The organism is Maridesulfovibrio bastinii DSM 16055 (assembly GCF_000429985.1).
Classification (GTDB): Bacteria; Desulfobacterota; Desulfovibrionia; order Desulfovibrionales; family Desulfovibrionaceae; genus Maridesulfovibrio; species Maridesulfovibrio bastinii.
In genome coordinates this window covers 188,129-214,885 of the sequence record NZ_AUCX01000008.1, presented here as the reverse complement: position 1 = coordinate 214,885, position 26,757 = coordinate 188,129, and the positions used below count along the sequence as shown (strand labels likewise).

Annotated in this window: 28 protein-coding genes and 2 tRNA genes; 19 read left to right on the top strand and 11 right to left on the bottom strand. The window is 43.4% G+C overall.

Annotated features, from left to right (window positions below):
• The first annotated feature begins 56 nt into the window (after positions 1-56).
• From G496_RS21400 to G496_RS0104255, 5 genes are read left to right on the top strand one after another with little or no spacing between them, the layout of a single operon-like run.
• Positions 57-566 carry a hypothetical protein gene (locus G496_RS21400; RefSeq protein WP_245577862.1) on the top strand — a complete coding sequence of 170 codons (510 nt, stop codon included), beginning with the start codon at positions 57-59 and terminating at the stop codon, positions 564-566.
• A 10-nt stretch (positions 567-576) separates the two neighbouring features.
• Entirely contained in the window at positions 577-954 is a 378-nt protein-coding gene (locus tag G496_RS0104270; RefSeq protein WP_027178194.1) for a hypothetical protein, read from the top strand.
• 12 nt (positions 955-966) lie between these two features.
• Positions 967-1,896, top strand: a complete 930-nt coding sequence (locus G496_RS0104265) for a hypothetical protein (protein WP_027178193.1) — start codon at positions 967-969, stop codon at positions 1,894-1,896.
• Positions 1,897-1,908: 12 nt separating this feature from the next.
• The gene (locus G496_RS0104260; protein WP_027178192.1) at positions 1,909-2,277 is read left to right on the top strand and encodes a hypothetical protein; all 369 of its coding nucleotides are present in this window, start codon (positions 1,909-1,911) and stop codon (positions 2,275-2,277) included.
• 3 nt (positions 2,278-2,280) lie between these two features.
• The gene (locus tag G496_RS0104255) at positions 2,281-3,300 is read left to right on the top strand and encodes an SUMF1/EgtB/PvdO family nonheme iron enzyme (RefSeq protein ID WP_034632310.1); all 1,020 of its coding nucleotides are present in this window, start codon (positions 2,281-2,283) and stop codon (positions 3,298-3,300) included.
• Positions 3,301-3,676: 376 nt separating this feature from the next.
• On the opposite strand, the gene G496_RS0104250 is transcribed toward G496_RS0104255, so the two are convergent.
• The 3 genes from G496_RS0104250 to G496_RS0104240 all read right to left on the bottom strand — a co-directional run bounded on the left by G496_RS0104250 (position 3,677) and on the right by G496_RS0104240 (position 4,489).
• Positions 3,677-3,752 (bottom strand) — tRNA-Asn (locus tag G496_RS0104250).
• A 186-nt stretch (positions 3,753-3,938) separates the two neighbouring features.
• Positions 3,939-4,256 (bottom strand): putative quinol monooxygenase, encoded by a 318-nt coding sequence (locus G496_RS0104245; protein WP_027178190.1) that lies wholly within the window; start codon positions 4,254-4,256, stop codon positions 3,939-3,941.
• A gap of 157 nt (positions 4,257-4,413) precedes the next feature.
• Positions 4,414-4,489: transfer RNA gene (locus G496_RS0104240), tRNA-Asn, on the bottom strand.
• Between the two features lie 284 nt (positions 4,490-4,773).
• Between G496_RS0104240 and lysS the strand changes: the two genes are divergently transcribed.
• From lysS to G496_RS0104195, 9 genes are all read left to right on the top strand, one after another.
• Entirely contained in the window at positions 4,774-6,300 is a 1,527-nt protein-coding gene (gene lysS, locus G496_RS0104235) for a lysine--tRNA ligase (protein ID WP_034632375.1), read from the top strand.
• Entirely contained in the window at positions 6,297-7,526 is a 1,230-nt protein-coding gene (locus G496_RS0104230; protein ID WP_027178188.1) for a lipoprotein-releasing ABC transporter permease subunit, read from the top strand. Before lysS ends, G496_RS0104230 begins: the two co-directional genes overlap by 4 nt.
• A complete protein-coding gene (locus G496_RS0104225) occupies positions 7,519-8,205 on the top strand; it encodes an ABC transporter ATP-binding protein (RefSeq protein ID WP_027178187.1) in 687 nt (228 codons plus the stop codon). The genes G496_RS0104230 and G496_RS0104225 overlap by 8 nt, the downstream gene beginning before the upstream one ends.
• Positions 8,192-10,909 carry an outer membrane protein assembly factor BamA gene (bamA, locus tag G496_RS0104220; RefSeq protein WP_027178186.1) on the top strand — a complete coding sequence of 906 codons (2,718 nt, stop codon included), beginning with the start codon at positions 8,192-8,194 and terminating at the stop codon, positions 10,907-10,909. The genes G496_RS0104225 and bamA overlap by 14 nt, the downstream gene beginning before the upstream one ends.
• Before the next feature lie 93 nt (positions 10,910-11,002).
• Entirely contained in the window at positions 11,003-11,530 is a 528-nt protein-coding gene (locus G496_RS0104215) for an OmpH/Skp family outer membrane protein (RefSeq protein WP_027178185.1), read from the top strand.
• A 4-nt stretch (positions 11,531-11,534) separates the two neighbouring features.
• Positions 11,535-12,563 carry a UDP-3-O-(3-hydroxymyristoyl)glucosamine N-acyltransferase gene (lpxD, locus tag G496_RS0104210; RefSeq protein WP_027178184.1) on the top strand — a complete coding sequence of 343 codons (1,029 nt, stop codon included), beginning with the start codon at positions 11,535-11,537 and terminating at the stop codon, positions 12,561-12,563.
• A 1-nt stretch (position 12,564) separates the two neighbouring features.
• Positions 12,565-13,029: a 3-hydroxyacyl-ACP dehydratase FabZ gene (gene fabZ / locus G496_RS0104205; RefSeq protein ID WP_027178183.1), complete on the top strand. Its 465-nt coding sequence runs from the start codon at positions 12,565-12,567 to the stop codon at positions 13,027-13,029.
• A complete protein-coding gene (gene lpxA, locus G496_RS0104200) occupies positions 13,029-13,835 on the top strand; it encodes an acyl-ACP--UDP-N-acetylglucosamine O-acyltransferase (RefSeq protein ID WP_027178182.1) in 807 nt (268 codons plus the stop codon). The genes fabZ and lpxA overlap by 1 nt, the downstream gene beginning before the upstream one ends.
• 5 nt (positions 13,836-13,840) lie before the next feature.
• Positions 13,841-14,686: an LpxI family protein gene (locus G496_RS0104195; protein WP_027178181.1), complete on the top strand. Its 846-nt coding sequence runs from the start codon at positions 13,841-13,843 to the stop codon at positions 14,684-14,686.
• 126 nt (positions 14,687-14,812) lie between these two features.
• Here G496_RS0104195 and G496_RS0104190 read toward each other — a convergent pair whose 3' ends face one another.
• From G496_RS0104190 to G496_RS18785, 5 genes are all read right to left on the bottom strand, one after another.
• Positions 14,813-15,055 (bottom strand): FmdB family zinc ribbon protein, encoded by a 243-nt coding sequence (locus G496_RS0104190; RefSeq protein ID WP_027178180.1) that lies wholly within the window; start codon positions 15,053-15,055, stop codon positions 14,813-14,815.
• Between the two features lie 34 nt (positions 15,056-15,089).
• On the bottom strand, positions 15,090-15,461 hold the full coding sequence (locus G496_RS0104185) for a CGGC domain-containing protein (RefSeq protein ID WP_027178179.1): 372 nt from the start codon (positions 15,459-15,461) through the stop codon (positions 15,090-15,092).
• 12 nt (positions 15,462-15,473) lie between these two features.
• Positions 15,474-16,331 carry an ATP-binding protein gene (locus G496_RS0104180; protein ID WP_027178178.1) on the bottom strand — a complete coding sequence of 286 codons (858 nt, stop codon included), beginning with the start codon at positions 16,329-16,331 and terminating at the stop codon, positions 15,474-15,476.
• On the bottom strand, positions 16,331-17,191 hold the full coding sequence (locus G496_RS0104175; RefSeq protein WP_027178177.1) for a P-loop NTPase: 861 nt from the start codon (positions 17,189-17,191) through the stop codon (positions 16,331-16,333). The genes G496_RS0104180 and G496_RS0104175 overlap by 1 nt, the downstream gene beginning before the upstream one ends.
• A gap of 148 nt (positions 17,192-17,339) precedes the next feature.
• Positions 17,340-17,642, bottom strand: coding sequence for a hypothetical protein (locus tag G496_RS18785; protein WP_051294821.1), 303 nt, complete (start codon positions 17,640-17,642; stop codon positions 17,340-17,342).
• Between the two features lie 236 nt (positions 17,643-17,878).
• Between G496_RS18785 and G496_RS0104165 the strand changes: the two genes are divergently transcribed.
• The 3 genes from G496_RS0104165 (at position 17,879) to G496_RS0104155 (ending at position 23,505) form a co-directional block, all read left to right on the top strand.
• Positions 17,879-18,730, top strand: a complete 852-nt coding sequence (locus tag G496_RS0104165; RefSeq protein WP_027178176.1) for a damage-control phosphatase ARMT1 family protein — start codon at positions 17,879-17,881, stop codon at positions 18,728-18,730.
• Positions 18,731-18,847: 117 nt separating this feature from the next.
• On the top strand, positions 18,848-22,075 hold the full coding sequence (locus G496_RS0104160) for an AsmA family protein (RefSeq protein ID WP_027178175.1): 3,228 nt from the start codon (positions 18,848-18,850) through the stop codon (positions 22,073-22,075).
• An 80-nt stretch (positions 22,076-22,155) separates the two neighbouring features.
• The gene (locus G496_RS0104155; RefSeq protein ID WP_034632306.1) at positions 22,156-23,505 is read left to right on the top strand and encodes a YhjD/YihY/BrkB family envelope integrity protein; all 1,350 of its coding nucleotides are present in this window, start codon (positions 22,156-22,158) and stop codon (positions 23,503-23,505) included.
• 11 nt (positions 23,506-23,516) lie between these two features.
• On the opposite strand, the gene G496_RS0104150 is transcribed toward G496_RS0104155, so the two are convergent.
• The 3 genes from G496_RS0104150 to nth are packed head-to-tail and all read right to left on the bottom strand — an operon-like array spanning position 23,517 to position 25,949.
• Entirely contained in the window at positions 23,517-24,128 is a 612-nt protein-coding gene (locus G496_RS0104150) for a YdcF family protein (protein ID WP_245577861.1), read from the bottom strand.
• Between the two features lie 41 nt (positions 24,129-24,169).
• Positions 24,170-25,300 carry a tRNA guanosine(34) transglycosylase Tgt gene (tgt, locus tag G496_RS0104145; RefSeq protein ID WP_027178172.1) on the bottom strand — a complete coding sequence of 377 codons (1,131 nt, stop codon included), beginning with the start codon at positions 25,298-25,300 and terminating at the stop codon, positions 24,170-24,172.
• A 1-nt stretch (position 25,301) separates the two neighbouring features.
• Positions 25,302-25,949, bottom strand: coding sequence for an endonuclease III (nth, locus tag G496_RS0104140; protein WP_027178171.1), 648 nt, complete (start codon positions 25,947-25,949; stop codon positions 25,302-25,304).
• A gap of 145 nt (positions 25,950-26,094) precedes the next feature.
• Here nth and G496_RS0104135 point away from each other — a divergent pair, with 145 nt between their 5' ends.
• Positions 26,095-26,382, top strand: a complete 288-nt coding sequence (locus G496_RS0104135; RefSeq protein ID WP_034632303.1) for a cytochrome c family protein — start codon at positions 26,095-26,097, stop codon at positions 26,380-26,382.
• 8 nt (positions 26,383-26,390) lie between these two features.
• On the top strand, positions 26,391-26,705 hold the full coding sequence (cutA, locus tag G496_RS0104130) for a divalent-cation tolerance protein CutA (RefSeq protein ID WP_027178169.1): 315 nt from the start codon (positions 26,391-26,393) through the stop codon (positions 26,703-26,705).
• Positions 26,706-26,757 lie beyond the last annotated feature (52 nt).

Sequence of the window (26,757 nt, the reverse complement as noted above, 5' to 3'; positions counted from 1 at the left end):
CAGGTCAAATCATCGCCTTTACCGGTAGCAAAACTAAGGTCCGGCAATCGGCCTCCATGGCTGGCAAAGCCGATCTGCAAACCGGTCAGGCCTGGGCTTGTGATTATCCGCTGCGCCCTTCGCGGCTGGGCCGATTCGTGTCTCTGGACGGATCGCGCCGGTTAGGCACGGCCTGGCGCATTGGCCAGGTAGTTGCTCCATGGGCACTGGACGGTCGGCGTCGCCTTGGCGGTAACGGATTGTGCAGCCAGGCTGCCATGCATCCGACCCTGCGTGCCGCCACTCCATTGGCAACCCATCGTATGGGTTCCACTCAGCGTTTGGACGGCAGGTACTGGCGTCTGAACGGCTTGCGGAGACTTGGACGTGTTGCCCGGTTAAATGAAAATTTACATCTGGATGGAGATCGCTGGCTTGGGCTTGATCGCTATGCCCCGCGTCTGGGTAAGCTCTATCATCCTCTGGATGGATCGTGGCGAGTGGGAGCGACCGGATGCTCTTTGGATGGAACGTGGCGCATCGGTGAATCCATAGCTGCTGAGACAACGTTCGCAACAATACAATAAGGAGGAAAATATGGCAGAAGCAATACTGGCAATAGACTATCGAAAACGACTGGCCACTCAGGCAGCTGGAGGTGCCTCGGCTGACGCTGCCGGATTCATCGCGTTGGGCGATGGTGGCACAACAGAGGCTGGGGTTCGTTCGTTGATAGAATATGAAAATCGATTAGCGTTGTTTAATGAAATACACCGAGTGCCGTTAACCAGAGTGGAACAAATTGATGCTCTGTCTACCACTGCTGTAGGCATGGCCACCAATCTGGCAGGAAAAACTATTTCCGAAGCCGCTCTGCTCGACAGACAAGGACGGGTGATGGCTTTCAAGTCCTTCCCGGCCAAGGCTTTCGGTGCGGATGAAACATTCGATGTGAGCATCCGTATCCTCTTCTAGGAGATAATAATTATGAATTTACCAAACGAAAAAATTGCATTGCCAGAAACCGACTCTACGGGTCAGCCGCCACAGGCTACGGTAGCATTGTTCAATCAGCAATTCGGTGCAGCACAGGAAAATGACACTGCACTCGCTACCGCTTTGACCGCGATTCAAGGAGAAGTTGCCGGGGCGCGTGGCGACGACAAAACCATCGGAGCGCGTCTTAATGAGATGTCCGCCGACATTGATGGCATGAACCCGGACATGCAGAACATGGTGGTAGCTACAATCATGGCAGCGATGTCCGAAGCGGGCTTAGCTAACCGTGAAATCATGCGTTTGACAAAAACACGAATGCAGCAGGGCAACACCATCATTTATAATAGAGGAGTACAAAATGGATGCTCTGTATCCAAAAGCTCCAACGCTACCCGCAATCTGAATCTGACTCCCGGAATTATGTTTGCTCATGGCAGGGTCTACTCTGTCACAGCTTTAACCAATACTGCCACAGTACCGAGCAATACCGGCGACGTTGCAGCAATCAGCTACGCCTACTTATATATGGCAGAAGATGGATCAGTGCAGTGTGATTGTACTGAATTAGGTGTGGGTATGCCGGATAATGGTATTGAGATCGCTCGGTTGACCATTCCAGCAGGCTCAACCGAGGGCAGTGCTCCGCAATTGGAGGATGTATCTATCTCTGACACCCGTCGCCTGGAACCACAATGGCCCCGCCTGGCCCAAAGTCCCGCATTTGAATTAGTGGGAATTAATGCGTTGCCAGATGCGACCTATCAGGTGGACGTAGAAGTGATCTCTTATGAAGGCAGCCGCGAGCAGGTTGGTGAAGTGTTTGTCGCTGATCGTTTGTCAAATGGATTTAAGCTCTATCTGGCCGGCGCTGCCGATCGGGTTGAGGTGCGTTACACCGTAAGTCGACTGAATGACTAAGGAGATATCCTGATGCAAAAAAAATACATTGGTACGGGGAATTATTTTGAACCGAATGTTCAGGGTAAAGTTGTTACAATGGGAAACATACAGATCGATTGCGCCCAGAGACAGAGTCGCGAAACTGTTATCGTTGACCTGTGCGAGGACGGTCAGGGCAACCTGGTTGAAGGAGCCGTAAAAGGCAGGGCTTACATTGCGAGCCTCGTCATCCCCGCGCAAATCGTGACTGAAAGACCTCAAGTCGAAGGCGGTGAATCCGTGCTCGACGATCAGGACAACCAGCTTTACGAACAGGCGATTGCTCCCCTGGATATGACCACGGTGAGCATAACTCTGTGGCCGTATATCTCAACTACCAATAATTCCCAGGAGGGATAAATCATGATTGTATTTTCCAAAGACTCGCTGCGTGCCAGCGTAGAAGCTGCTACAGGTGGCCGAGTTACCGTTCTTTATGATGACAAGGGTTATCCTAGCTACATGGTTCGTATTCCAGCATTTAACGTCGAAGATGTGGCCGCCGATCTTGGCACCGGACTTCATCCCGCTTTTATTGTTGATGGCGTGGAGAAGAGTGAAATTTTTATCGGTCAATACCCTGCTCTGGTCAAAGAGGGCAGAGCGGTATCTCTTCCTGGTGTTGATCCGACGGCGTCTGTCAATTACGACACCGCATCAGGGTACTGCACAGCTAAGGGGGTTGGATGGCACCTCATGACCAACTGGGAGTGGGCGGCCATTGCTCTTTTGTGCATCAAGAACGGTTTTCAGCCGCGAGGAAACACCAATTATGGCAGGGCCTATGATCAAACGCATGAAACTGGGGTTCGTCAGGATGCTGGTATTCCCGGTGATACTGACGGAACTGCGCGTACTCTCACCGGTTCCGGACCCGTCACCTGGCGGCATGACAACACCCATGCCGGGATTTGTGAGCTGGTTGGCAATGTCTGGGAGTGGGTCGGAGGATTGAAGACTGTCAGCGGAAAGTTCTATCTCCAGCAAGATAACAACTTCAATGCAGCTGAAGGAGATTGGATCGATTCCGGCGTGATTATCACTGATGATGCAGGCACGACCAAACTCGGAGTGGATGGTACTGATGCTTTGAAGCCTACAGGTAATACTTATTTCGGTGCTTGGAAAGGCTTGACATCCACAGCCGCTTATCAGGTTTCTGTTTCGGATAAGCAACGCATGATGCAAGCTCTGATTGACCCGACATTTAATAACTCCAATCCGGTCGGTGGTTTGTGGTATGACACTGACGGAGAAAAATTTCCCATCCGGGGCGGCAGCTGGAGCGATGCTGCGAATGCTGGCGTGTCTGCGTTGAACTTGAACAACGCTCGCTCGGACGCGAGCACACACATCGGGTTTCGCCCCGCTTTTGTTTCCTGATATACTGACATCTGAAAGACTGAAGACGCATGGAAGGTAGATTAATAATCCAGCAAAAATGAAATGATATGGCAGAGTATGCATACTCCGCCATAATAGAATATTAAAGGATTCAGCGCTGAAGTCTGGGGGAAAGGTTAAAGATTTTTATACTCATTTATGTACGCATAGCAGGATAAATGCCAACGTGAAGAACAAAGACAACGATTTTTCTCAAGTAAGATGTCCAAAATTCTCAGGTAGGGTGTCCACTTACAAGATGTCAGAGGACTTTTTTCGAGGAATAATAAAGTGGAATTTATTAAGGCAGGTATGATTTCTTCATTGAAAAGAAAAAGGCTGTTTTCTTAAATTAAGAAAACAGCCTATTTAAATCTGGCTCCCCGGGAGGGACTTGAACCCCCAACCTAGTGATTAACAGTCACCCGCTCTGCCGATTGAGCCACCGGGGAATATTCGGGGCTGCACTTTTGCTGTGCAACGAAGAGGTTTCTACGGATTTGATCGACTAACGTCAAGAACTTTTCTAAAAAAAATTAAAAAATATTTCTGAGAGTTAGAGTCAAACTAAAGGCATATTTAGATTATGCTCAAAGTAATTGTTCTTATTGCTCCTGTCAGGACATTCAGAGTATAAATTATTTATGCCATTCCTGTACAGGGGCTAGCATTGTCACTTTTTTTTCTGAGCTGGTCCAGTTGTCTATATTTTCATTAAATTCAGTACGATATTCTTTGCTGCCCTGATTCTCAATAAAGGCTTCAACACTGGGCTCATTCCATATTTCATAAAGAATATACCGTGTCTCGTTGCTGAGATTTTTATCCAGATAGCAGGAAACAAAGGTGTCCTCTGCGGACATATTATTAAGGATATGTAGTAGGGATTTTTCAAATATGCTGATGTACTCGGGTTTGATGTCAAACTGTACCGTGAAAACTAAATTATTGTTCATGATTCTTGAATTCTCCTTTAGATTGTCCGGGAGTATAATATATATGTATGTTCTTTAATTGTTATAATTCAAGGGAACAACTTTATTATATGTATAAATGTAATACGCATAAAAAAAAGGCTGTTTTCTTAAATTAAGAAAACAGCCTGTTTAAATCTGGCTCCCCGGGAGGGACTTGAACCCCCAACCTAGTGATTAACAGTCACCCGCTCTGCCGATTGAGCCACCGGGGAATATTTGAAGTCACACTTTTGCCGTGCAACGAAGATGCTTTCTACGGATTTGTCACATGAAGGTCAAGTCCTTTTTGAAAAAAAAGCAAAAAAAATGAATAAAAGGAATGGGAGCATAAAATATGTACAATCTTGACGACAAAGGGTAATTAGCATAGGCAGTCAACGGGTCTTGCAATTTTCTAGACTTTATTCGGTTACGGAGATTTAATCACTTGAGCGGTAAAAAGAAGAAACAGATCAAGCTTGCAACAAAATCAGAGCATGTTCAGGATTTTATGCCCATGCTCGAAGCTCTGCAGGCTCGTGATGAACTAAATCAGGTTCTGAAGACAAGGGTTGAGAAGGCGTGTACTTTGCTTGATAGCGGAGTGCCACTCTATCCCAATAACTTCAGTAGGGATACGGAAGTCTCATATATATGGGATAACTATGGTGAAACCGATAAGGAAGAGCTCGAAAAACTGGACAAGAAATTCCGCATTGCAGGAAGAATTGTCGGTTTGCGTTCTTTTGGTAAGGTTGCCTTTTTCCATCTTCAGGACCGCAGCGGCAAAATTCAGGTATATGTTGCAAGGGATGATATAACTCCCGAACTTTACACCATTTTTAAAAAATTTGATATCGGCGATATAGTTGGTGTCGAAGGCGATCTTTTCAGAACCAAAACAGACGAGCTTACCGTTAAGGCCTTAAGTGTTGACCTTATTTCGAAGTCCATGCGTCCGCTTCCTGAAAAGTATCACGGACTAAAGGACGTTGAGACTCGTTACCGCCAAAGGTATGTTGATCTCATTGTAACCCCGCGTGCCCGTGAAATTTTTCAGAAACGTACCCGGATAGTAAGTGCTTTGAGGCGTTTTCTTGATGAAAGGGGATTCATGGAAGTTGAGACCCCCATGATGCAGCCAATCCCCGGTGGAGCTGCGGCTAAACCTTTCGAAACTCACCATAATGCTCTTGATATGAAGCTTTACCTGCGCATTGCGCCGGAACTTTATCTTAAGCGTCTTCTGGTCGGGGGGCTTGAAAAGGTTTATGAAATAAACCGTAACTTCCGCAACGAAGGTATTTCCGTTCGCCATAACCCGGAATTCACAATGCTTGAATTCTACTGGGCTTATGCAAACTTTGAAAATCTTATGGATTTGACCGAACAGATGTTTTCACATGTCTGTCAGGTCGTTAACGGGGATACTAAAGTTGAATATCAGGGCGATCTTATCGATATGACTCCCGGAAAGTGGATCCGAATGACTTTCCATGAGTCTCTTGAAAAGATCGGTGGTATTTCTCCTGAGCAGTATAATGATTATGATAGCTGTAAAGAGCTTGTTAAAAAAATAGGTGAAAAAGTTGTCGAGGGTGAAAAACTCGGTAAGCTTCAGGCCAAACTTTTTGATGAACTGGTCGAACCTAAATTAATTCAGCCTCACTTTATTTATCATTATCCCACGGATATCTCTCCGCTTTCACGTAGAAATGAAGAGAATCCTGATATTACAGACAGGTTTGAACTTTTCATTACCGGACGTGAAATCTCCAATGCTTTTTCCGAGCTTAATGATCCTGTTGACCAGCGTTGCAGGTTCCTTGAACAGGTTAAGGAAAAAGATGCAGGAGATGAAGAAGCCCATTACATGGATGAAGACTATGTCCGTGCTCTTGAATACGGTATGCCTCCGGCAGCCGGTCAGGGTATTGGTATTGACCGTCTGGTAATGCTCATGACTGATAGTCCTTCCATCAGGGAAGTTATACTATTTCCGCTTCTGAGAACCGAAATCGGTTCCGGAAATGGTGGCGCATGAAATTTGAACTCTATGTAGCATTGCGATATTTATTCGCACTGAGAAGAAATTCTTTCATCTCTATTATTTCGGCTTTCGCTGTATGCGGAGTAGCGATTGGAGTTGCCGCACTTATTGTTGTCCTCGGGGTTATGAATGGTTTTTCCAATGACCTCAGGGATAAAATTTTAGGTGTTAATGCGCACATGATTGTTACCGCTTACGGCGGGAAGCTCGAAAATTACCATCACATAATAGACAAGGCTCGAAAGGTACCGGGCGTAACGGGAGTTACGCCCTTTATCTATTCTGAAGTCATGCTCTCATCACACGGTTCTGTTAAAGGAGCCGTATTGCGCGGAGTTGATGCGGATTCCGCTACCGGAGTACTCAGCCTGCCCGGAGACATAATTTCCGGTTCTATGAATTCCCTTAAGGAAAAATCTGTAATTCCGGAAATTATCCTTGGAACACAGTTGGCTAAAAGGCTTGGTCTTGTTATTGGAGACACAGTTAATCTGCTTTCACCTACAGGGAGAAAGAGCGCGGCCGGGTTTACCCCTAAGATTACTGTCTTTAAAGTTGGCGGAATTTTCAGAACCGGTATGTATGAATATGATGCTTCACTGGTTTATATCAGTAATCTCGCTGCACAAGAGCTTATGGGATTCAACCGTGATTTTGTTTCAGGGCTGGAAATCAGGGTTGACGATGTTTACAATGTAAACAAGATTGGTGCTGACCTTAAAACGGAACTGGAAGGATACCCTGTCAGCATAAGAAACTGGCAGCAGATGAATGCCAACCTTTTTGCCGCACTCAAGCTTGAGAAATCGGCAATGTTTATTATTCTGGCCATGATCGTCCTTGTTGGATCTTTCAGCATCATTACAACTCTGGTTATGCTTGTAATGCAGAAGACAAGAGATATTGCAGTGCTTATGTCCATGGGGGCAAAAAGCCGCAGTATAAAGAAAATTTTCATGTTGCAGGGAACACTTATAGGTCTGATTGGTACAACTGCAGGATACCTTATAGGTATACCCGTGGCCCTGTTGCTAAAAAAGTACCAGTTTATTAAGCTACCCAGCAATGTATATCCAGTTGATTATCTTCCGGTGCAGATGGATACAACTGATCTGGTTTTAATCGGTGTTGCTGCAATGCTGCTTTGTTTTCTTGCCACACTTTATCCGGCAAGACAGGCAGCCAAACTGCAACCGGCACAGGCGTTGAGATATGAGTAACAGTAATCTTTATCTGCTGGAAGGAGTGGGCAAAGATTTCGAAGGTCCTACTGACAGTATAAAAGTTCTTGATAATATTGACCTTGCAGTCAATAGTGGAGAATCTCTGGCTGTTCTTGGAGCTTCAGGGTCTGGAAAGACCACTCTGCTGCATATTCTCGGAACACTTGATGTTGCCAGCAAAGGGAAAGTTACCTTTGCCGGAAGAACTTTAGAGACTTTGTCTCCTGATGAGAGAGCTGTTATCAGAAACCGTGAAATAGGTTTTGTTTTTCAGTTTCATCACCTGCTGCCGGAGTTTTCCACAATGGAGAACGTTGCTCTTCCGGCTATGGTCTCAGGTATATGCAGAAGCGAGTCTCTGGAAATGGCCAGACAGGCTGTAAAGCTGGTCGGTCTTGAAAACAGACTTGAGCACAGGGTTACGACCCTTTCCGGTGGTGAACGGCAAAGAGTTGCCATTGCCCGGGCAATACTTTTAAAACCCAGGGTTCTACTTGCTGATGAACCTACAGGGAATCTTGATGAGAAAACGGGGGCCATGGTCGGGGATGTTCTGGCCTCCCTTAATGATGAGTTAGGAATGACACTGATTGTAGTTACCCATAATATGGATTTGGCCGGTATTATGAAACGCCGGCTGGAGTTGCGGTCCGGAGAACTGTATGCCCAGAACTAAATTTCTGATTTTCCTCATTGCGGCAACTTTTTTGTTTATATTCGGCAAAGCGCCGGATTATGCTCAGGCCGCTGAGTCCCCCTCAGATGTATCAATAGCTGTCCTCTCTTTTGAAGTTAATGCTGATGCTGATTCACAATACCTTAAGGGCAGTCTGCCCACGCTTATTGCCGACAGGCTTAGCGAAGTTGGATTTAAAGTTGCTCCACATGATAGAGTAAGTCAGATAATTGATAAGCAGGGCTATGAATATCTCGATATTTCTGCGGCTAAAGAAGTCGCACTGCTTTCAAACTCCGGTTATTCCATTTACGGCAGTTTTAATAAAGTTGGTGATGAAATCAGTCTTGATGTCCGTCTGGTTGAAGCTTTTGGGCTCAAGCCGGTTGTTCCGCTTTTTGTTTCCCGCAAGGGGCTTATAAACCTCCTTCCTGCTGTTGATGAACTTGTTTCGAAAATTAAAATGGAGCTTTTAAGTCAGGATAAAATTGCAGATATCAAGGTTGAAGGTAACAAAGTCCTTGATAAAGATGTAATTCTTATGCGTACCGGCTTAAAAAAAGGTGATATTTTTACTCCGGAAAAAATAAACGCCGATTTGAAAAATATTTATGCTCTAGGTTATTTTGATAATGTTCGGGTCGCAGTAAAAGATGTCCGCGGCGGCAAGGAAATTATTTTTAAAGTTGATGAGAAGCCACGCATTCAGGCTATTTCAGTTCAGGGTGCGGATGCTATTGATAAAGACGATATTATCGCTGCGGTTAATACCAAAAAAGGCGCAGTACTCAACCCTAAAGTTTTGCAGGATGACCTCAATACCTTGCGTGAAATGTATCGTAAGGAAGGTTATTATAATGCCAAAATTACTTATGACGTTGAAGGTACCGGAGCGCAGGCCAGACTTACTCTCAAAATAGATGAAGGCAAGAAGCTTTATATTGAAAGTATCAAGATTGAAGGTGCCAAGCAGGTTGATCCTGATGAAGTAAAAGATCAGCTGGCACTTACTGAGCGTGGCTGGTTGTCATGGTTTACAAAGACAGGGGTTTTGAAAGAAGAACTTCTGGACCGTGATGCTGCCGCTATTATGGCTTTTTACGGTAACCGCGGGTTTGTTGATGCTAAGGTCGGACAGCCTGATGTTGATATCAAAGAAGATGGTATTTATGTGACCTTTAGAGTTTCTGAAGGAATCAGATACAGATTCGGAAAAATCAGCTTCAAGGGCGATATGATCGTCAAACAGGAAAAGCTCCGTGAAATAATTGATGCTGACGATATGGCTGCTGATGGTGAATACCTCGATCGTTCAATTCTCCGTGACGACATGAAGAAGTTATCCGACTATTATACAAATTACGGATACGCTTACGCCGAAGCCAATATTCAGTTTAATAAACATGTTGATGAAAAGACTGTTGATGTCACATTTGTCCTGACCAAAAAACAGAAAGTTCATATTAGAAGGGTCCTGATTGAAGGAAACGACAAGACCCGAAATAATGTTATTTTAAGAGAACTTCGGCTTGCTGACGGTGATCTTTTCAGTGGAGAGAAGCTCAGGCGCTCGATTGTCCGTTTGAATAAACTGGACTTCTTCAGTGAAGTGGACATTGAGCCGGTTCCAACTGGCGATCCTTCTGAAATGGATCTTAAAGTAAAAGTTAAGGACAAAAATACCGGTATGATCAGTGGTGGTATCGGATACTCCACTTATGATCAGGTTTTTGTCTCTGCCCGTATTACTGAGCATAACCTCTTCGGAAGGGGATGGGATCTTGGTCTTAACGGTGGATGGAGCTCTCGTAATATCAGTTACGCATTGACCTTCTTTAATCCTAAAATTAATGATGGCAAGTGGGGCGGCGGAGCCCAGACCTACTGGCGTAGTGAAGATTTCACCGATTATGAAAAGCAGACCATCGGTGGAACCATAATGGCCAGTTATCCGGTTGGTGAATATACTGATTTCTTTACCAACTATCGTTTGGATAACTATTATATATCTGATGTTGATGATGATGCTGCTTCCACTATTAAAGATGATGAAGGGTACCGCTGGTCCAGTGTTGTTACCGCCGGATTTAAGCGTGATACCACTAACAAGGCCTACAACCCCTCAACGGGTACTTTGAACAAGATTACTGTTGAAATGGGTGGTGGTCCGCTGGCCGGTGATGATGACTTTGTAAAGTATACGCTTGAATCGAACTACTTTACTCCGGTCTTCTGGGAACTTGTTTTTCACTGGCGTGGAGAGATGGGATTTATTCATGATAACTTCGGGGACGGTGATATCCCTGTTTACGAAAGATTTTATCTTGGCGGTATTAATGACGTCCGCGGATATTCCTCTCGTAAGATCTCACCCAGAGATCCCGACTCTGGTGATAGGATCGGTGGTAACAAAGAGGCGTTCATGAACTTCGAATTGTTATTTCCGATTAATGAAGAGTATGGTGTTGTCGGTGTAGGTTTCTTCGATATCGGTAACACATGGGATGATGGTCAGAACTTCTTCTACGATACTAAACAGGATGATGGTGATGCTTTGCTTCTTGGAATGTATAAAAGCATCGGTGCCGGTATCAGATGGTTCTCTCCTATGGGGCCGATTCGTATTGAGTACGGCTATGCTCTTGATGAGCTTAAAGACAGTGGCCGTCATAAAGTTGAGTTCTCTATGGGACAATTCTTTTAAAAGAAATAAGGCTTGACTCTTGAAGGATATGTTTTTTAGGAACGTGACCTTTGAGTATTAAAATAATGTCAGGTAAATAAAGGAGATTATAAAATGCGCAAGGTTTTGTTTGCAGTTCTGGTTCTGGTTCTTGGTTTTCAGGTGAATGCTTTTGCTGCACCGCAAAAGATAGGAGCTGCTTCAATGGGCATTCTGCTTAGAGATTCTGACGCTGGTAAGGCTGTCCAGACTAAGCTCAAAGCTAAATTTAAAGATTCTACTGAAGAGATTAAGTCCAAACAGGAAGAATTGAAGAGTCTTCAGGCTGAAATTAAGAAACAGGCCCTTGTTCTTTCTCTGGAAGCCAGACAGGATAAAGAGCTCGAATATAAGACTAAGGTCCGTAATTATCAGGATCTTGCACGTGTTACCCAGAGAAAGTTTCAGGCTGCTCAGGATGCAATGCTGAAACCTGTTTCAGCTCTTCTTGAAAAAGTTGTGAATAAGTATGCAAAAGATAATGGCTATTCTATGATTTTTGATGCCAGTGCCGGCTTCCTGTATGTTGATGAAGGAGCTAATCTTACTAAAAAAATTATGGTTGAATTCAACAAAGCCTACAAAGCCGGTGGAGTAAAATAGTCCAATGCTTTTATCAGAACTAGCCGGATTACTCGGTCTTGAGGTGGCTGGTATAGATAAGGATATCACAGGCGTGAATACCCTTGATAAGGCTGGTCCTACCGAGTTGTCTTTTCTTGCGAATAAAAAATATGAACAGCAGTTGCAGTCCACAAGGGCTGCAGCTGTTGTGGTTGAAAAGAAATATGCCGAGCAGATTGAATCAGCTTTGATCAGTGAAAATCCGTATCAGGATCTTGCCCGTGCGATGCATATATTTTCCAAGCCTCAAGGCTGCCTTGAGGGACAGCATGAGCTGGCCTTTGTACATGAAACTGCTGAAGTAAACGAAACAGCTACTTTATATCCGTTTTGTTTTGTCGGAGCTTCTTCAGTTATTGGTGCAGGCACTAAAATTTTTTCGGGAGTATATGTAGGCGAAAACTGTAATATCGGTGCAGGCTGCATTATTTATCCTAATTGTGTTATCATGGCCGGTACAAAAATCGGAGCTGGAGTTATTATTCAGCCCGGTGCTGTTATCGGTGGTGATGGATTCGGCTATGCTCAGGTTTCCGGACAGCATGTTAAAATTCCCCAGATCGGGAATGTTGAAATCGGAGATCAGGTTGAGATCGGCGCAAATGCCGCTGTGGACAGAGCCGCTCTCGATGTAACAAAAGTCGGTTCCGGAACAAAAATCGATAACCTTGTGCAGGTTGCTCATAACGTTCAGATAGGTTCCAGCTGCCTTTTGATATCTCAGTCTGGTGTGGCAGGGAGCACGAAGATTGGTGACGGAGTTGTTATAGCAGCTCAGGCCGGTCTTGTAGACAATATTTCTGTCGGTGATGGCGCTATAATTGGTGCTCAGGCAGGAGTGTCAAATAATGTTGCTCCAGGATTTATCGGTAGTGGTTCCCCTTTACTTGATAAAAGATCTTACCTCAGATCTTATTCTTCTATAAAGAAACTGCCGAAAATTAGTCGCTCTGTTTCTTCTCTTGAAAAGAGAATTGCCAAACTGGAAGAAATGTTGAACCAAGGAAAATAGTATGAGTTCTGAAGTACTTGAAAATTTGAATATAAGAGACATCCTGAAGATGCTTCCGCATCGCTATCCTTTTCTGCTTGTAGACCGGGTTGTCGAACTTAAAAAAGGTGAATCAATAAAGGCTTATAAGAATGTAACGGTTAATGAACCTTTTTTTCAGGGTCATTTTCCGGGACTTCCTGTTATGCCTGGTGTTCTGATTATTGAGTCTCTGGCTCAGGCCGGAGGATTGATTGTTCTGAATTCCGGAGAAATTGATACTGAAGGTAAGATCTTTCTGTTTACCGGAATAGACAAGGTTAAATTTCGCAGACCTGTTGTTCCGGGAGACAGACTTGACCTTGAAATAAAAAATGTGCGTCATAAAATGCACATCTGGAAGATGTCTGCTGTTGCGACAGTAAATGGTGAAGTAGCAGCGCAAGCTGAGGTTGCCGCTGCAATCGTTGATAAGGAGAGCCTGTAGTGGCAAACAATATCCACCCTACGGCTATCGTCAGTCCCAAGGCCGAACTTGGAGATAATATCTCCATCGGTCCATTTTGTGTTATCGATGACAATACTGTCATAGGTGATAACTGCACTCTTGATTCTTATGTACAGATCAAGGAATACACCCGTATGGGCAGTGGAAATACAGTTCATTCCCATACAACTCTTGGTGGACCGCCTCAACATCTGGCTTTTAAAAATGAGCCTACAACTGTTGAAATTGGTAATGATAACATTATCCGCGAATATGTGACCATACATCGCGGAACCACTCAGGGTCACGGTTATACCTCGGTCGGCAGCAATTGCATGTTGATGGCTTACGTTCACATTGCACATGACTGTCGTGTGGGAGATTATGTGATTATGGCTAATGCTTCCAGCCTTGCAGGACATGTTGAAGTTGGAAATAAAGTTATGATCAGCGGTATGTCCGGTATTCATCAGTTTGTTAGAATTGGTGATTATGCGTTTCTCGGAGCTATGGGCGGATTTGTTAAAGATGTTCCGCCGTATATGCTTGCTACCGGAGTTAGAGCTCTGCTGCATGGTCCTAATACCATAGGGCTTAGAAGGCATGGTTTTGATACCCCCACCTGTAATGGGTTGAAGAAAGCTTACAGAATCATTTTCCGTTCCGGCCTGACTCGTGAGGAATCATTGCAGATGGCTGAATCGGAATTTCCTGATTCAAAAGAAGTTGCTAATCTTATTAAGTTTATTCGTGAAAGTGAGCGTGGCATTTGTCCTGCTCAAGTTCGTAATTATCCTGTTGATTAATCAGTATGATTGAAAAACCGACGACTATCGGACTAATCGCGGGAGGGGGACAATTCCCCCTCCTGGTTGCAAAAGGAGCCGCAGCCCAGGGACACAGGGTTGTGGCTGTTTTATTTAAAGGGCATTCCAACGAACAGGTTTCGGACAGTGTTTCCGACTCTATTTTTTTAAAGCTGGGACAACTTACCAAGCTCATAAAATATTTCAAAAAAAATCATGTCACCCATGTGGTTATGGCTGGAACAATCAACAAGCCGAAAGCTCTTGATGTTCGTCCTGATTTTCGTGCTGCCAGAATTATCTTCAAGCTGGCGACAAAGGGTGATGATGCCCTGCTTAGGGCAATAGCCTCGGAATTTGAATCTGAGGATATGGAAGTCATAGGTCCGCATTCTTTTGCGCCGGATCTTTTGACTCCGGAAGGGCTTATAAGCAATCGCAAACCAAGTGAGATTGAGGCTTCCGACCTTGTTTTCGGCTGGAAGGTAGCCCATGAATTAGGCCGGATGGATATCGGGCAGACAATTGTTGTCCGTGAGGGGATAGTCTGCTCAGTAGAGGCTCTTGAAGGAACGGATGAAGCGATTCGCCGCGGATGTAAACTTGGTGGTAAAAACTGTTCTATCGTTAAAGTTTTCAAACCGGGACAGGAAGACCGGATAGATATGCCGAGTATCGGTCTTAGAACCATCCAACTGATGAAAGACTCCGGTGCAACATGTCTTGGAGTTGAAGCCGGTAAGAGTCTTTTTTTTGATCTTGATGAAGCTGTTAAACTTGCAGATAAAGCAGGAATTTCTATAGTCGGCCTCACCGAAGACTGGATTTCAGCAAATTCAGTGGATCAATAAGGTTTTTTTTTCCTTAACTAAGTTTATTTATTTTACTTCCTGCTTAATTCAAGTTCTCACAATTTTAAAATATATTTTTATCAGGCATACAAAAACGGCTGTGAATTAGTATTCACAGCCGTTATTTTACCTGTTCTTTCCGCAACATGATCCCGGAATACAACCTGAAGCTCCGGGGCTTCCCCCGCAACAGGCTGTATCACCTTTTCCGGGGATAGATTTATTTGAGTTAGTCAGACTTGAACTTGGAGAAAGAACTTTTTCTCTGTCCCCTGAACCGCAGAATGGACACTTACCATTTTGCGATCCAAGTGTGATTTCCTCATATAATTCTCCGCATGACAGACATTTGTATTCATAAATGGGCATCATATCATCCTTTATAAATTATAACTGCAACTGCCTATACAGCAAAGATATCCTTGGGCTGAAACGGATGTGTTCCAATAATAACTTCAACTCCGGCTTTCGCCTGAATTTTTTCAATAAGGGTATCCTTGTGAGGACAGTGCATGGCAATGCATGGGGCAATGTGTACTTTTGTCGGAACTTCACCCATGGGTCCATTCCAGAGTTTTATTAAAGCCATGCGCTGCACAATAGAGCTACCCGGACATCCTCCGCATCCAAGTATGGCTGTGAGCTCGTCACTATCATCATACCTCTCAAATTCTCCCGCCTTGCGGTTGAATCCCACCATACAGCGTGAACATCCTATACAGGCCGTATCCATGGTATGAGTACAACCTATTACCAGAACTTTTTCTTCAGACATTTTCCCTTCCATTTAGAGTTTGAGTTCAATTGAATTCCATATCTGTTCGATCTTTTTACCCAGACCGTCTGGATCATATTCAACTATTGATTTCTTCTCCAACTGGGCACGGGTGAAAGTTCTGTCGTAGGGCAGTTCTCCTGCCAGAGTGACATCGTTTTCAGTGCAGAATTTTCTAATTGTCTCTTCAAGTTCGGGATTAAGCCCGCATTTATTGATAATGGCCATAGACGGTAACCTGAAATGTTTAGTCAATGAATGGACCCTCTCAAGGTCATGCATTGCTGTTACCGTTGGTTCAGCTACTAAAAGAGCCATGTCGGCATTGGTCAGTGATGCTATTACCGGACAACCAACACCCGGTGATCCATCTACCAGTACCAGTTCAACTCCTTCTTTTTCTGCAACTTCAGCAGAGGCGTTTCTCACCGTGGTAACCAGCTTACCGGAATTTTCTTCGCCTATACCGAGTGCTGCGTGAACCATCTTTCCGAATCGAGTGTCGGAAATAAACCATTGTCCGCATTTTCTTGGTAATGTTGATACGGCATCAGCAGGGCAGACATAAGAGCAGACCCCGCAGCCTTCACATTTTTCAGGTATGATCTGAAAATCATCCGAAATAGCATCAAAACGACAGTGTTCAGCACAAAGACCACAGGAAGTGCATTTATCTGCTGAAATTTCAGGACGTTCACCACTGAAAAAGTCGTTTGTTTCCAGAACATCAGGTTTCAAAATAAGATGCAGGTCAGCAGCATCGACATCGCAGTCAGAAAGAACTTTTTTGGGTCCTACCGATGCCAGCCCTGACACTACGCTTGTTTTACCGGTTCCGCCTTTCCCGCTTATCACTACTATCTGTTTCATTATGCGGCTCCGCTTGTGAGTTTGATTATTGAATTCCAGATTTTTTCGTATTCCTGTTTGAATCCGGGAATTTTATCCCAGAGCAGATCACCGGAAGAGTAGGTTGAGGCGGCGTCGCGACTATGAGGCAGAGATCCGAGAAGAGGAATATTGTTCTTGTTCAAATATTCTTCAACACTGTTGTCGCCCATGCCTGAACGGTTGATAACAACTCCGAATTTGTATTTGAGTATTTTCAGCAGCTGAACGGCCAGATCAAGATCATGCAGTCCGAAAGGAGTTGGTTCAGTAACAAGAACTACAAAATCAGAGCCTTCTATTGCTTCTATCACCGGGCAGGAAGTTCCTGGAGGGCAGTCTGTAATAACCACTTCACTTTTGCTGTCTGCCTTTTTTACCGCCTTGATGAGAGGGGGCGACATGGCTTCACCTATTTTCAAAAGGGCTGTGGCAAAATTTATATCGCCAGCTTTTCCTGTGGAAGTTGTCCCGACAACTCTTTTTCCTTCGGTTATCGCATCAGCAGGACATGCCAGCTCGCACAATCCGCATCCGTGACACAGTTCAGCAAATACCAGAACCTCGCTGACCATCCAGATGAGCGATTTAAAACGGCATTGCTCAATACATTTTTTGCAGGACTCTCCAAGGCATTTATCTGTTATAATTTCAGGAACAGGGAGAGTTTCTTCTTTGGCGGGTCCTAGCTCGGGCTTTAGAAAAAAATGTGCATTAGGTTCTTCAACATCACAGTCGATAAATCCGGTATCAATATCCTGTGAGTCAAGGTAGGCGGCCAGATTTACAGCGACAGTGGTTTTACCGGTTCCGCCTTTGCCGCTTGCTATTGCTATCCTCATGAAATTCATCCCGCTTGTGTGAATTATTGTTACAATTGCTTAAGGCTGCCACTTGTAATCATCTGCATGTCCGGCATAATTCCGACCGTGAATTTTTTATGGATGAAAACTGTAGCAGCCTGTCCTATTCAGTTATTTTTGTACTGTATTATTTGTTGCTATTATTTTTTAATTCGGCAATTTCTGCTTCAAGATCAGCAATTCTGTTCTTCAGCTGTTCTTCTTCAGTGTTGGTATAGTTTGCTGCATTGGCAGACTGGAAGCCCATACCCATGCCACGTCCCATACCTGCACCCATGCCCATTCCACGTCCGGAACCGGGCCTCATACAACGTCCCATTCCGGAATTGCCACCACGTCCCATACCGGATCCGTTTCTGCGGTTGGCCATTCCGGCTCCGCATGGTCCCATTCCTCTGCCGTTATTTTGATTACCGTTGAATCCTGTCATTGTTATACTCCTCGTTTTTTATTATTGAGGCTTCACGGACATTAGTATTCATGCCGGTTGGCTAATTTCTTGAATTAAACATAGCAAAAGATGTGCCTCCAAGTGTAACATGCTAAAAAATAAGCAATAATTAAATTTTTACTTATTAGATAAAACCAGCAAAGGCTAAAAATAATCCCGTTTTTTTGAATAGCGGGCTAAAAATAAGTCTTTTAAAATATTGCAAAGGATTTACTGTGAAAACCCACCTCGAATGTTTACCATGTTTTTTGAATATGACTTTGCGTGGAGTCCGTACCGCATGCCCCGGTGAAGTTGATATCCATGAGAAAGTTCTAAAGGCGTGGGCCAAAGGATTTGCAGAAGCGGATTTAACAAATTCACCCCCGGAGCTGGTTGGTCGTTTTTTCAGGGAAACATCATCCCTAATCGGGGGAATTGATATTTTTAAAGACTACAAGGATGAAGCCAACGCTAGAGTTCTGGAGCTTTTACCTGAAGTCAGGGAACGGGTTCTGCAAAGTGACGACGTCCTTCTGGCAGCAATGGGGATTTCAATTCTGGGGAATTACATGGACAGCAGTGTTGCCGGTAATTTTAATTGGGAAGACGAGCTGGACCAGATGGAAAAGGGAATTGACCGGGAGTTGTATCAGGAATTTCTGGATAAGGTTTTTAATTCAGGAAAGCTGATGATACTCGGGGATAATGCCGGTGAGATTGGTCTTGATACTATTCTGGTCGGCTTATTGAAAGAGAAGGGTGTGGAAGTCACCTATGTGGTCAGAGGTTCTCATATTTTAAATGACGCAACTTTTGAAGATGCAAAACTTGTTGGTATGATGGATATATGTGAAGTCATAACCAGCGGAGTGGATACTCCCGGCACAGTTCTGCCCGTCTGCACTGATGAATTTGTTAAACGCTTTGAAAAAGCCGGAGTTATCCTTAGTAAGGGGCAGGGGAATTTTGAAGCATTATGGGGATCAGTCCCCGGTGTTTACTATGCTTTCAAAGTAAAATGTCCTGTTGTTGCTGAGATCACCGGGCATCCCATAAGAACATCATTGTTTTGCAAAGAAAATTAACTGCTGCCGGTGGGACCTGTTTTGGCCTGCTTTACTTATCGTTGGGATTGAATCATTATATATAACATTGTCCTTTCCTTAAAAGTGCCTGTGATTATGCAGGTCCCGGTGATGTAATTGGCTCTTAAACTCAAGAAAATTTTTTGGATATTATTTCTGCTCGTGGATATTCTCCTCCTGTGTGCAATCATAGGAGGTGTTTATTTTCTTGAGTCCGGAGCATCCAGATTAACTCTTGAAGATTATTTAAGCAGAACTCTTGATCGCAGGGTGGTTATTGAAGAAAATCTTGATCTTAGATTTTATCCTTGGCTTGGTTTAAAAAGCGGCCCTGTTCGGGTTTTCAGTGACAAAAACGGTACCAGTGAACAGATTTCTGTTGGTGAAATAAATATGGGAGTCAAACTTCTTCCATTGCTGGGAGGAGATCTTAATTTTGATACTATTGAGCTAAAAAATCCTGTAATACATATTACCAGAAATTCTGACGGCAATTTTAATTTTCCTACGTTTTCAGGGAGTTCAAATACTGAACAAAATACTTCCGGCATAAATAATGCCGATCATGATGGATTTTTTATAAACTCAGTCTCAATACCGGGTATCACTGTGGATAATGCTACCTGCGTATATAAAGATAGCACACATAATACTGAATTTGAATTATCCGGTATTGATATACGGACAGGACCTGTTGGCAGGCATCAGCCGGTAGCTTTTGATATTTCAGCAGATTTTCAGACTGTCTTATTCGGAATTAACGCTCAGGCCCACCTTAAAGGTCTTGCTGCTTTTTCTGTGGATAAAAAGAAGATCCAATTTTCAGATACGTCTATTTATGCCGAGGCTGATAGTGCCGTTCTTTTCGGACGTAACAATACTCTTCAAGCCACAGCAAGGCTTGACTTTGATCCGATTGAAGGAAGTGTGAATATCAATGGTCTGGTTGTTCGAGGGAATGCCGTAACCCTTTCCGGTTCAGGAACAGGACGCAGTTTGTATAGCCAGCCTGTGATCGAAGGAACACTTAAATCGACTAAATTTGATCCCCGTATTTATTTTAACAGGTATTTTGCTCATAAACTCCCTGAAGTAGATGATAGTGTCCTTTCCAGTGCAAATTTGTCGTGCAGATTCAATGTCTCCAAATCAGGTGCACAGTTTAATGATATAAATCTCAATCTTGATGAAACACACTGTACCGGCCATTTTTATTTGAAGGATTTTTCAGACCCATGGTGTGAATTCAACCTTGATGCTGATTATTTAAAAGTTGATAAATATAAACCTTTGTTTTTTGCCGTTTCGGATTCAGGTTCAGCTAAAAGTGAAGCGACCATCCCTGCTGAGAATAAAAAAATATATAACGACAGCATTGCTCATTATGTGCGAATGATTCCGTGCAAAGGACAATTGGGCATTGGGCATATCATTGACGGCGGTTTTAACTTGCACAAGGTTGCAATCAAAGTCTCTCCCGGACCTGTTGTGCTTGATGTCCGTGTCGGCTCCGGAAAGTTTTATGATGGACTGTTTTCCATGAATTCAAAATTGATGATGGAAAGTGAAAAATCAGATCAGATGATTCTTGAAGGGCATGGTAGCATTTCACCTTTTTCATTAACGAGCCTCAATAAAGATGAGAGTGAAGTTAAATTTTTGTCCGGCTTAGGAGAAGCAGAAAAAGTCAGTCTTACTTCAAATGGGAAGACAATCTCCGAATTAAGTAAAAATTTTCGTTCAAGCGTGAAATCTGTTTTTAAGAATGTTCGTATTCTGCTCTCGGATGAGGTTGCGCCTAACGAGTATAAAAATATTTCGATAAAGCAGGCTGAAGTCATTTCTTCTATTAAGGGTCTGGCAAAAAATAAAACTAGGAGCGGCTTTAAGGGAAAAAATCTGAGTGTTGATTTCAAACTGGCAGGTGATGAACCACATGTAGATTTGTCCGGTTTTTTCAAGGGTGATGTTTATTATGCCTATCGTAAAAATAATTTTCTTATGGATTTTAATGATGCTGATTTTAAAGTTTCAGCTTCCGGGGAAGGCATTCCAGTTCTTAAAAAGCCGGTAACTATCCAAGGACTGCTCGGATATTCTTCAGAAAATAAAAAAATTAAACTCCGTAATACTGTTTTAAGCAGCAATGGAGTTTCTGTCGGCATAGATTCTGTTTTATCAGATTTTGATAATGAACTTAAAGCTGACGGTAAAATTACCATAGCAAAAGTTCCATGTCGTAATATTTATGAGTTATTTGAAATAGATAAACCGGAAACTCAAAGTGATGATGCTTTTGATTCCGTTGAAGTTCATTCAGCGTTCAAGCTGAACGGCAAAGCCCTTCATCTGGATATAGATCGTTTCACTCTTGATAATTCTACAGCCTTCGGTCTGGTTGATTTTAAAGATTATACCAAGCCTGATTTCAGCTTTAAGCTCACCGCGGACAATGTGAATGTTGATCGGTTCATGCCGCCTGATGAGGAAGCTGACTCTGGGGCCGCAGCACAAAATTCCACAGCTTCTGAAAAAATACCTGAATGGAAGTTTCCTGATAAATTTTTAAGTTCTATCAGGGCAGACGGATATGTTTCCTGTGAAGCTTTTAGTATATTTGACATTTCAGCGGAAGATATAACAGCCCATGTAAGTATGAAGGATGCCCTGATTTCAATCTCAGATATTAAATCTAAATTTCATGAAGGCGATCTTGGCGGAAAACTTTCTATAGGACTTAAAAAAGGGGTCGTGGGTGTAGCTCTGAATCTTATCGGGCAAAAATTTCAGGCAGGGCCTTTTTTCAAAGAATTTGTCGGGCGTGATTATGTTCAAGGATTGACTAATGCTAAGATTGATCTAACAGGCCGTTCTTCTGCTAATAGAGATTTTGTAGATACCCTCAATGGTAATTTGGTCTTTAATATCAAGGATGGTGCTTACAAATTAAAATCTGCCGATGAAAAATCCGAGAATAAAATCAAGTCGACCAAATTTTCACTGGCTAGAGGTACAATTGAAGGCGTTGATGAAGGCCGATTCAGTATTCGTGATTTCCTGTTAAAAACAAGATTTATTACAGCCACTGCAAAGGGTGGTTTTAATATCCCTGATGATAATATTTCAGTAAGGCTTAAGGTTGATGTATTAAGTATCCCGGATTTATACCTTAAGCTTCTGAATACTATTGTTTCAGCTATTTCAGGGGTAGATGTCGATATTACAGGAAAGCTGAGCAAGCCTCATGTGGAAGTCAAAGGGCTGATGCGCTGGGACAATGTATTTGAAGATATTTTAGGACTTCCGGGACGGTCGTTCAACTTTTTGAAGGATGCTCTTTTTTAAAAATAACACGGATTGCTTGCATACTTAGACCTCAGAATGTATTTGCTTAGTTAATAAATAAGAGTGAGAGGTGCTTTGCCGTGGGTTCATCTTTATCTGTGAAATTCAAAGAATATTTTCATAAAGATTTGTGGGATTCCAGCCAGTCTGAGGATTTTTTTCTCGTTAGGATCATTAATAAAATCCTTCGTATAGGCTATCTTGTTCTGCATGGATTTTTAAATGATCAATGCATGATCCGGGCATCTGCTCTCACTTTTACCACCATGCTCTCAATTGTTCCTTTCCTCGCAGTAGCATTTTCCATTGCAAAGGGTATGGGAGCTCAGGACTCGCAATTTATTCATGACATCCTCCTTAAAATAAGCGCAGGCAGAGAAGAGGTTGTTCTTCGAATTTTAGAGTATATCAACAATACGAATGTAAAAACTCTCGGCTGGATAGGTATGGGAACTCTGCTTTTCACCGTCTTATCCACAGTCGGGGCCATTGAAAAGGCTTTCAATCTTATCTGGAAGGTAAAAAAGGGCAGAACATTCTGGAGAAAATTTACTGATTTTTTCTCGGTTACACTTATCTGCCCGGTGGCTGTTATTTTAGCTACCAGTATTTCAGTAACGGTGAAGCAGCAGGTCGTAGTCAGCAAAATTGAGACTATTTATGGAATGAGTGTTCTGGAATCAGGTTTGATATATCTGGCTCCGTTTCTGACCATCTGGATAGCTTTCACTTTTATTTATGCTTTTATGCCGAATACCAAAGTCAGGATATCGGCAGCTCTTATCGGCGGTATAGTCGCTGGAACCATCTGGCAGACAGCCCAGTGGGCCTATATAAACTGGCAGATTGGTGTCAGCAAATATAATGCTATCTATGGAAGTTTTGCCCAGCTCCCTCTTTTTCTGCTCTGGTTATATATAAGCTGGATCATTGTTCTTCTTGGAGCTGAAATTGCCTATGGGGTTCAAAATGTTGTGACTTTCAGGCAAAGCCGTCTTGTATCCGCCTCAAGTATTGAGGATTTACAGAAATTTTCTCTTTTAGCTTTGTCCGTTATGAGCAGACGCTTTGAGAAGGCTGAACCTCCGTACTCAGTTGAAGAGCTTTCGGAAAAGATGGGTATCCCTGTGAGTTTTATCACTACGCTTTTTGAGATGCTGGTGGATGAGGGAATTCTTGTTTCAGGGAATGATCTTGAGAACAATGTCTATGCTTTTGCCGTCACTCCGGAAAGAATCACGGTAACTTATCTTCTTGGTTCTCTGTCCTCATACGGAGGAGGCGTGGCCGCTAATATAAAATCACCTGAAATGGATTTTGTGAACGGTATTATCAAAGATATCAAAACTGCCATAATGGGCAGTGGTAAAGATCTTACCCTGAAAGATTGCGGAAAACTTATGGAAGAGACTCTGGGGCCTATCTCATAGTTTAAATCCTATTATCTGAAGGAGATCGAAGAGCTTTTGAAGCTTCCTCCAAATGTGTAGAAAAACAGTTTAGCTGTTTCAAGCACCACAAAACGGGCCGATCTGAAATCTGTCCACCATTTACTGGGCGGTTTATCATATGGTTCCCCAGCCATGATGATTGTTGATTCAGGAAAAGTTGCTCTGAATATCAGACCTGCTCTAAAGGTATGCAGTGGTGATGTCACCACGATAAGCTTTAAACCGTGTTTAATCCCGGATTTGTCGAGCAGTGTCCTCAATTGTTCAGCCTCATCTGCCGTGCTGACATTGGCTGTTCCGAAAAAAATGATGCTGTTTTCAGGGACTCCCTTTTTTATAAGGATTTCCCTTAAAATTTCCCATTGATATTTTCTTTTTATACCTTTTGATCTTAGCAGTCTGACTTCGTCCGGGACATAAGGTCTGCTGCAATATATCTGTGGAGCAAATCCTTTTTTATAAAGGTCTGCGGCATAAAAAGGTCTATAGAAACTTCCACCCAGAACAACTATGGCATCACTTTTTTCCAGCCTGTCATGCGTAGTAAGAATCTCCGCTGCAAAATACATATAAATAAAAAAAGCAAGGGACCCGATAATCATCAGGCCCCCGGTAAATGTCATTATTGCTTTAATTATTTTTTTCATCTTGTAGGAACAGGGTAAACAGACTGGTATCTTTTAATAAGATCGGCAAGGGTTCCGGTTTCAATCGCTGCACGGGCCTGCTCCGTAAGTTTAAGGAAGAATCTTAAATTATGTATGGAGTTAAGCTGGTAGGACAGCAGCTCTTTTGCCGTATAGAGATGACGAAGATAAGCTTTGCTGAAAGTCCTGCAGGTGTAACAATCGCAGTTGGGATCAAGTGGAGAATCATCTTCCCTGTATTCGGCGCGTTTAATGTTGACCTTGCCCATACTGGTAAAAAGAGTTCCGTTGCGGGCATTTCTGGTGGGCAGAACACAATCAAACATATCGACACCGTCTGCAATGCCTTCCAGAATATCAAGCGGGGTTCCGACCCCCATGAGATAACGCGGTTTATCCTGAGGCAGCTTGGGAGCTATGTGGCGCAGAATGTCATACATATCCGGGATAGGTTCGCCAACGCTTAATCCGCCGATTGCGTACCCTTCGAATGGAATCTCCGCCAGTTGTTCAAGACTTTTTTCACGGAGGTCCTTGTGGAATCCTCCCTGAACAATTCCGAACATGAGCTGGTCACCTGAGCCTACCGGGTATGCTTCGCGGCATCTTCTGGCCCATCTGGTGGTCATTTCAAGTGAGCGGTCAGTGTATTCACGGTCATTACCGTAGCCGACACATTCATCAAGGACCATCATGATGTCGGAACCGATATTCTTCTGGATGGAAATTACTTTTTCAGGTGAAAAAAAGTGTTTTGAGCCATCTATGTATGAACGGAATTCAACTCCCTGTTCAGAAATTTTGCGTATTGATTCAAGGCTGAAGACCTGAAAACCGCCACTGTCAGTGAGTATGGGGCGGTCCCATGTGGAAAATTTATGCAGTCCGCCACGCCGGGCGATGAGTTCGTCTCCGGGTCTTAAATACAGGTGATAGGTATTGCCTAAAATAATCTGAGAACCGATGTCTCTCAAATCACGGGGGCTGACAGCCTTAACACTGCCTTGAGTGCCTACAGGCATGTAGACCGGAGTCTCAATTGTTCCATGGGCTGTGGTCAGAGTTCCGCGACGGGCATTGCCGTCCGTTGCGTGTATTTTAAAATGTCCTGGTTTGTTTTCTGTCATATTATTTCCCAACCCCTATGCGGGGGCAGATATCATTTAAAGGGCAGTCTTCGCACATTGGTTTACGGGCGGAACATACTTCACGTCCGAACAATACCATTATATGATTTGCATTACCCCAGTTTTCACGTTTAAAAAGCGGCATAAGATCTTTTTCAATTACAGCCGGATTACTGCTTTCAGTAAGCCCCATGCGGTTTGAAAGTCTTTTGACGTGGGTATCTACCGCAATTCCCTCATGGATTCCCATTGCATTTGATAAAACTATGTTTGCCGTTTTTCTGGCAACACCCGGAAGTTTGGTCATTTCTTTCATATTCCGGGGAAGTTTCCCTGAATATTCATGAGTAACCATCTTTGCTGTGGCAGAAAGATTTTTTGCCTTGTTGTGATAGATTCCGGTAGTGCGGATCACTTTTTCAATTTCAGTTACATCTGCCAGGGCCAGTTCTTCAGGACCGGGCCAGCGTTTGAACAATTCCGGCGTAACTTTGTTGACTCGAACATCAGTACACTGGGCTGATAAAATTGTTGCGACAAGGAGCTCCCATTCTGTTTTCCATGTCAGCTCAGACTGCGGGTCCGGGTATCTACGGATCAGCCGGTCATATATTATTTCAGCCCGTTCAAGAACTTTTTTCTTTGCCATGATCAACTCCGCACTAAGTTTCGGCTTTGCGCTATCATTAATGTTTATCCCTTACAAGTTTGAGTTTTACTTCATTAAACGGTTTAATTTTTAGCGGCAATACAATATATGTGTTTTTAGAATTATAAATTCAAGGAGATTAAGTATGAAAAAAGTTGTTCCCGTTATTATTCTGCCGTTGTTACTTATCGTTTTTACTTTCGGAATTTCAGCTGTCTCAGGAGCAGACAGCAATCTTGTTTCCAGCAAATGCAGCGGTTGTCATTCTCTGAAAAGAATCTGTCGTGAACTTGGTAAAAAGGATCTCGCCGGCTGGACGCAAAATGTTAAGCGCATGGTTGAAATGGGCGCAGACCTTAATGCCGCAGAAATTGCAGAAGTCAGCAAAACTCTTTCAAATGCCAAGCCTGAAGGAAGTTCTTTCTGTAATTAGGTACAGCCATGGATATCAGCATAATATATATAACAGCACCTGATATTGCAGAAGCCCGCAGCATAGGTGCCGAGTTGATGAAGCAGAGACTTGTTGCCTGCGTCAATATGGTACCTTCTATAGAATCAATGTTTTTCTGGGATGGAGAGCTTAGAAATGAAAATGAAGTTCTCATGGTTGCCAAAACAAAAAAAGAACTGGTTCCAAAACTCACCGCTGCGGTTAAAGAGATTCACAGTTATGAATGCCCCTGTATTGTTGCATTTGATATCAGTGGAGGCAACAGTGATTTCCTTGAGTGGGTAGGCAGGGAAACACAGTAGTCAGTTCATGTTGTTGACATGAAGCGTGCAGAATGCATAGTGTCCCGTAAAA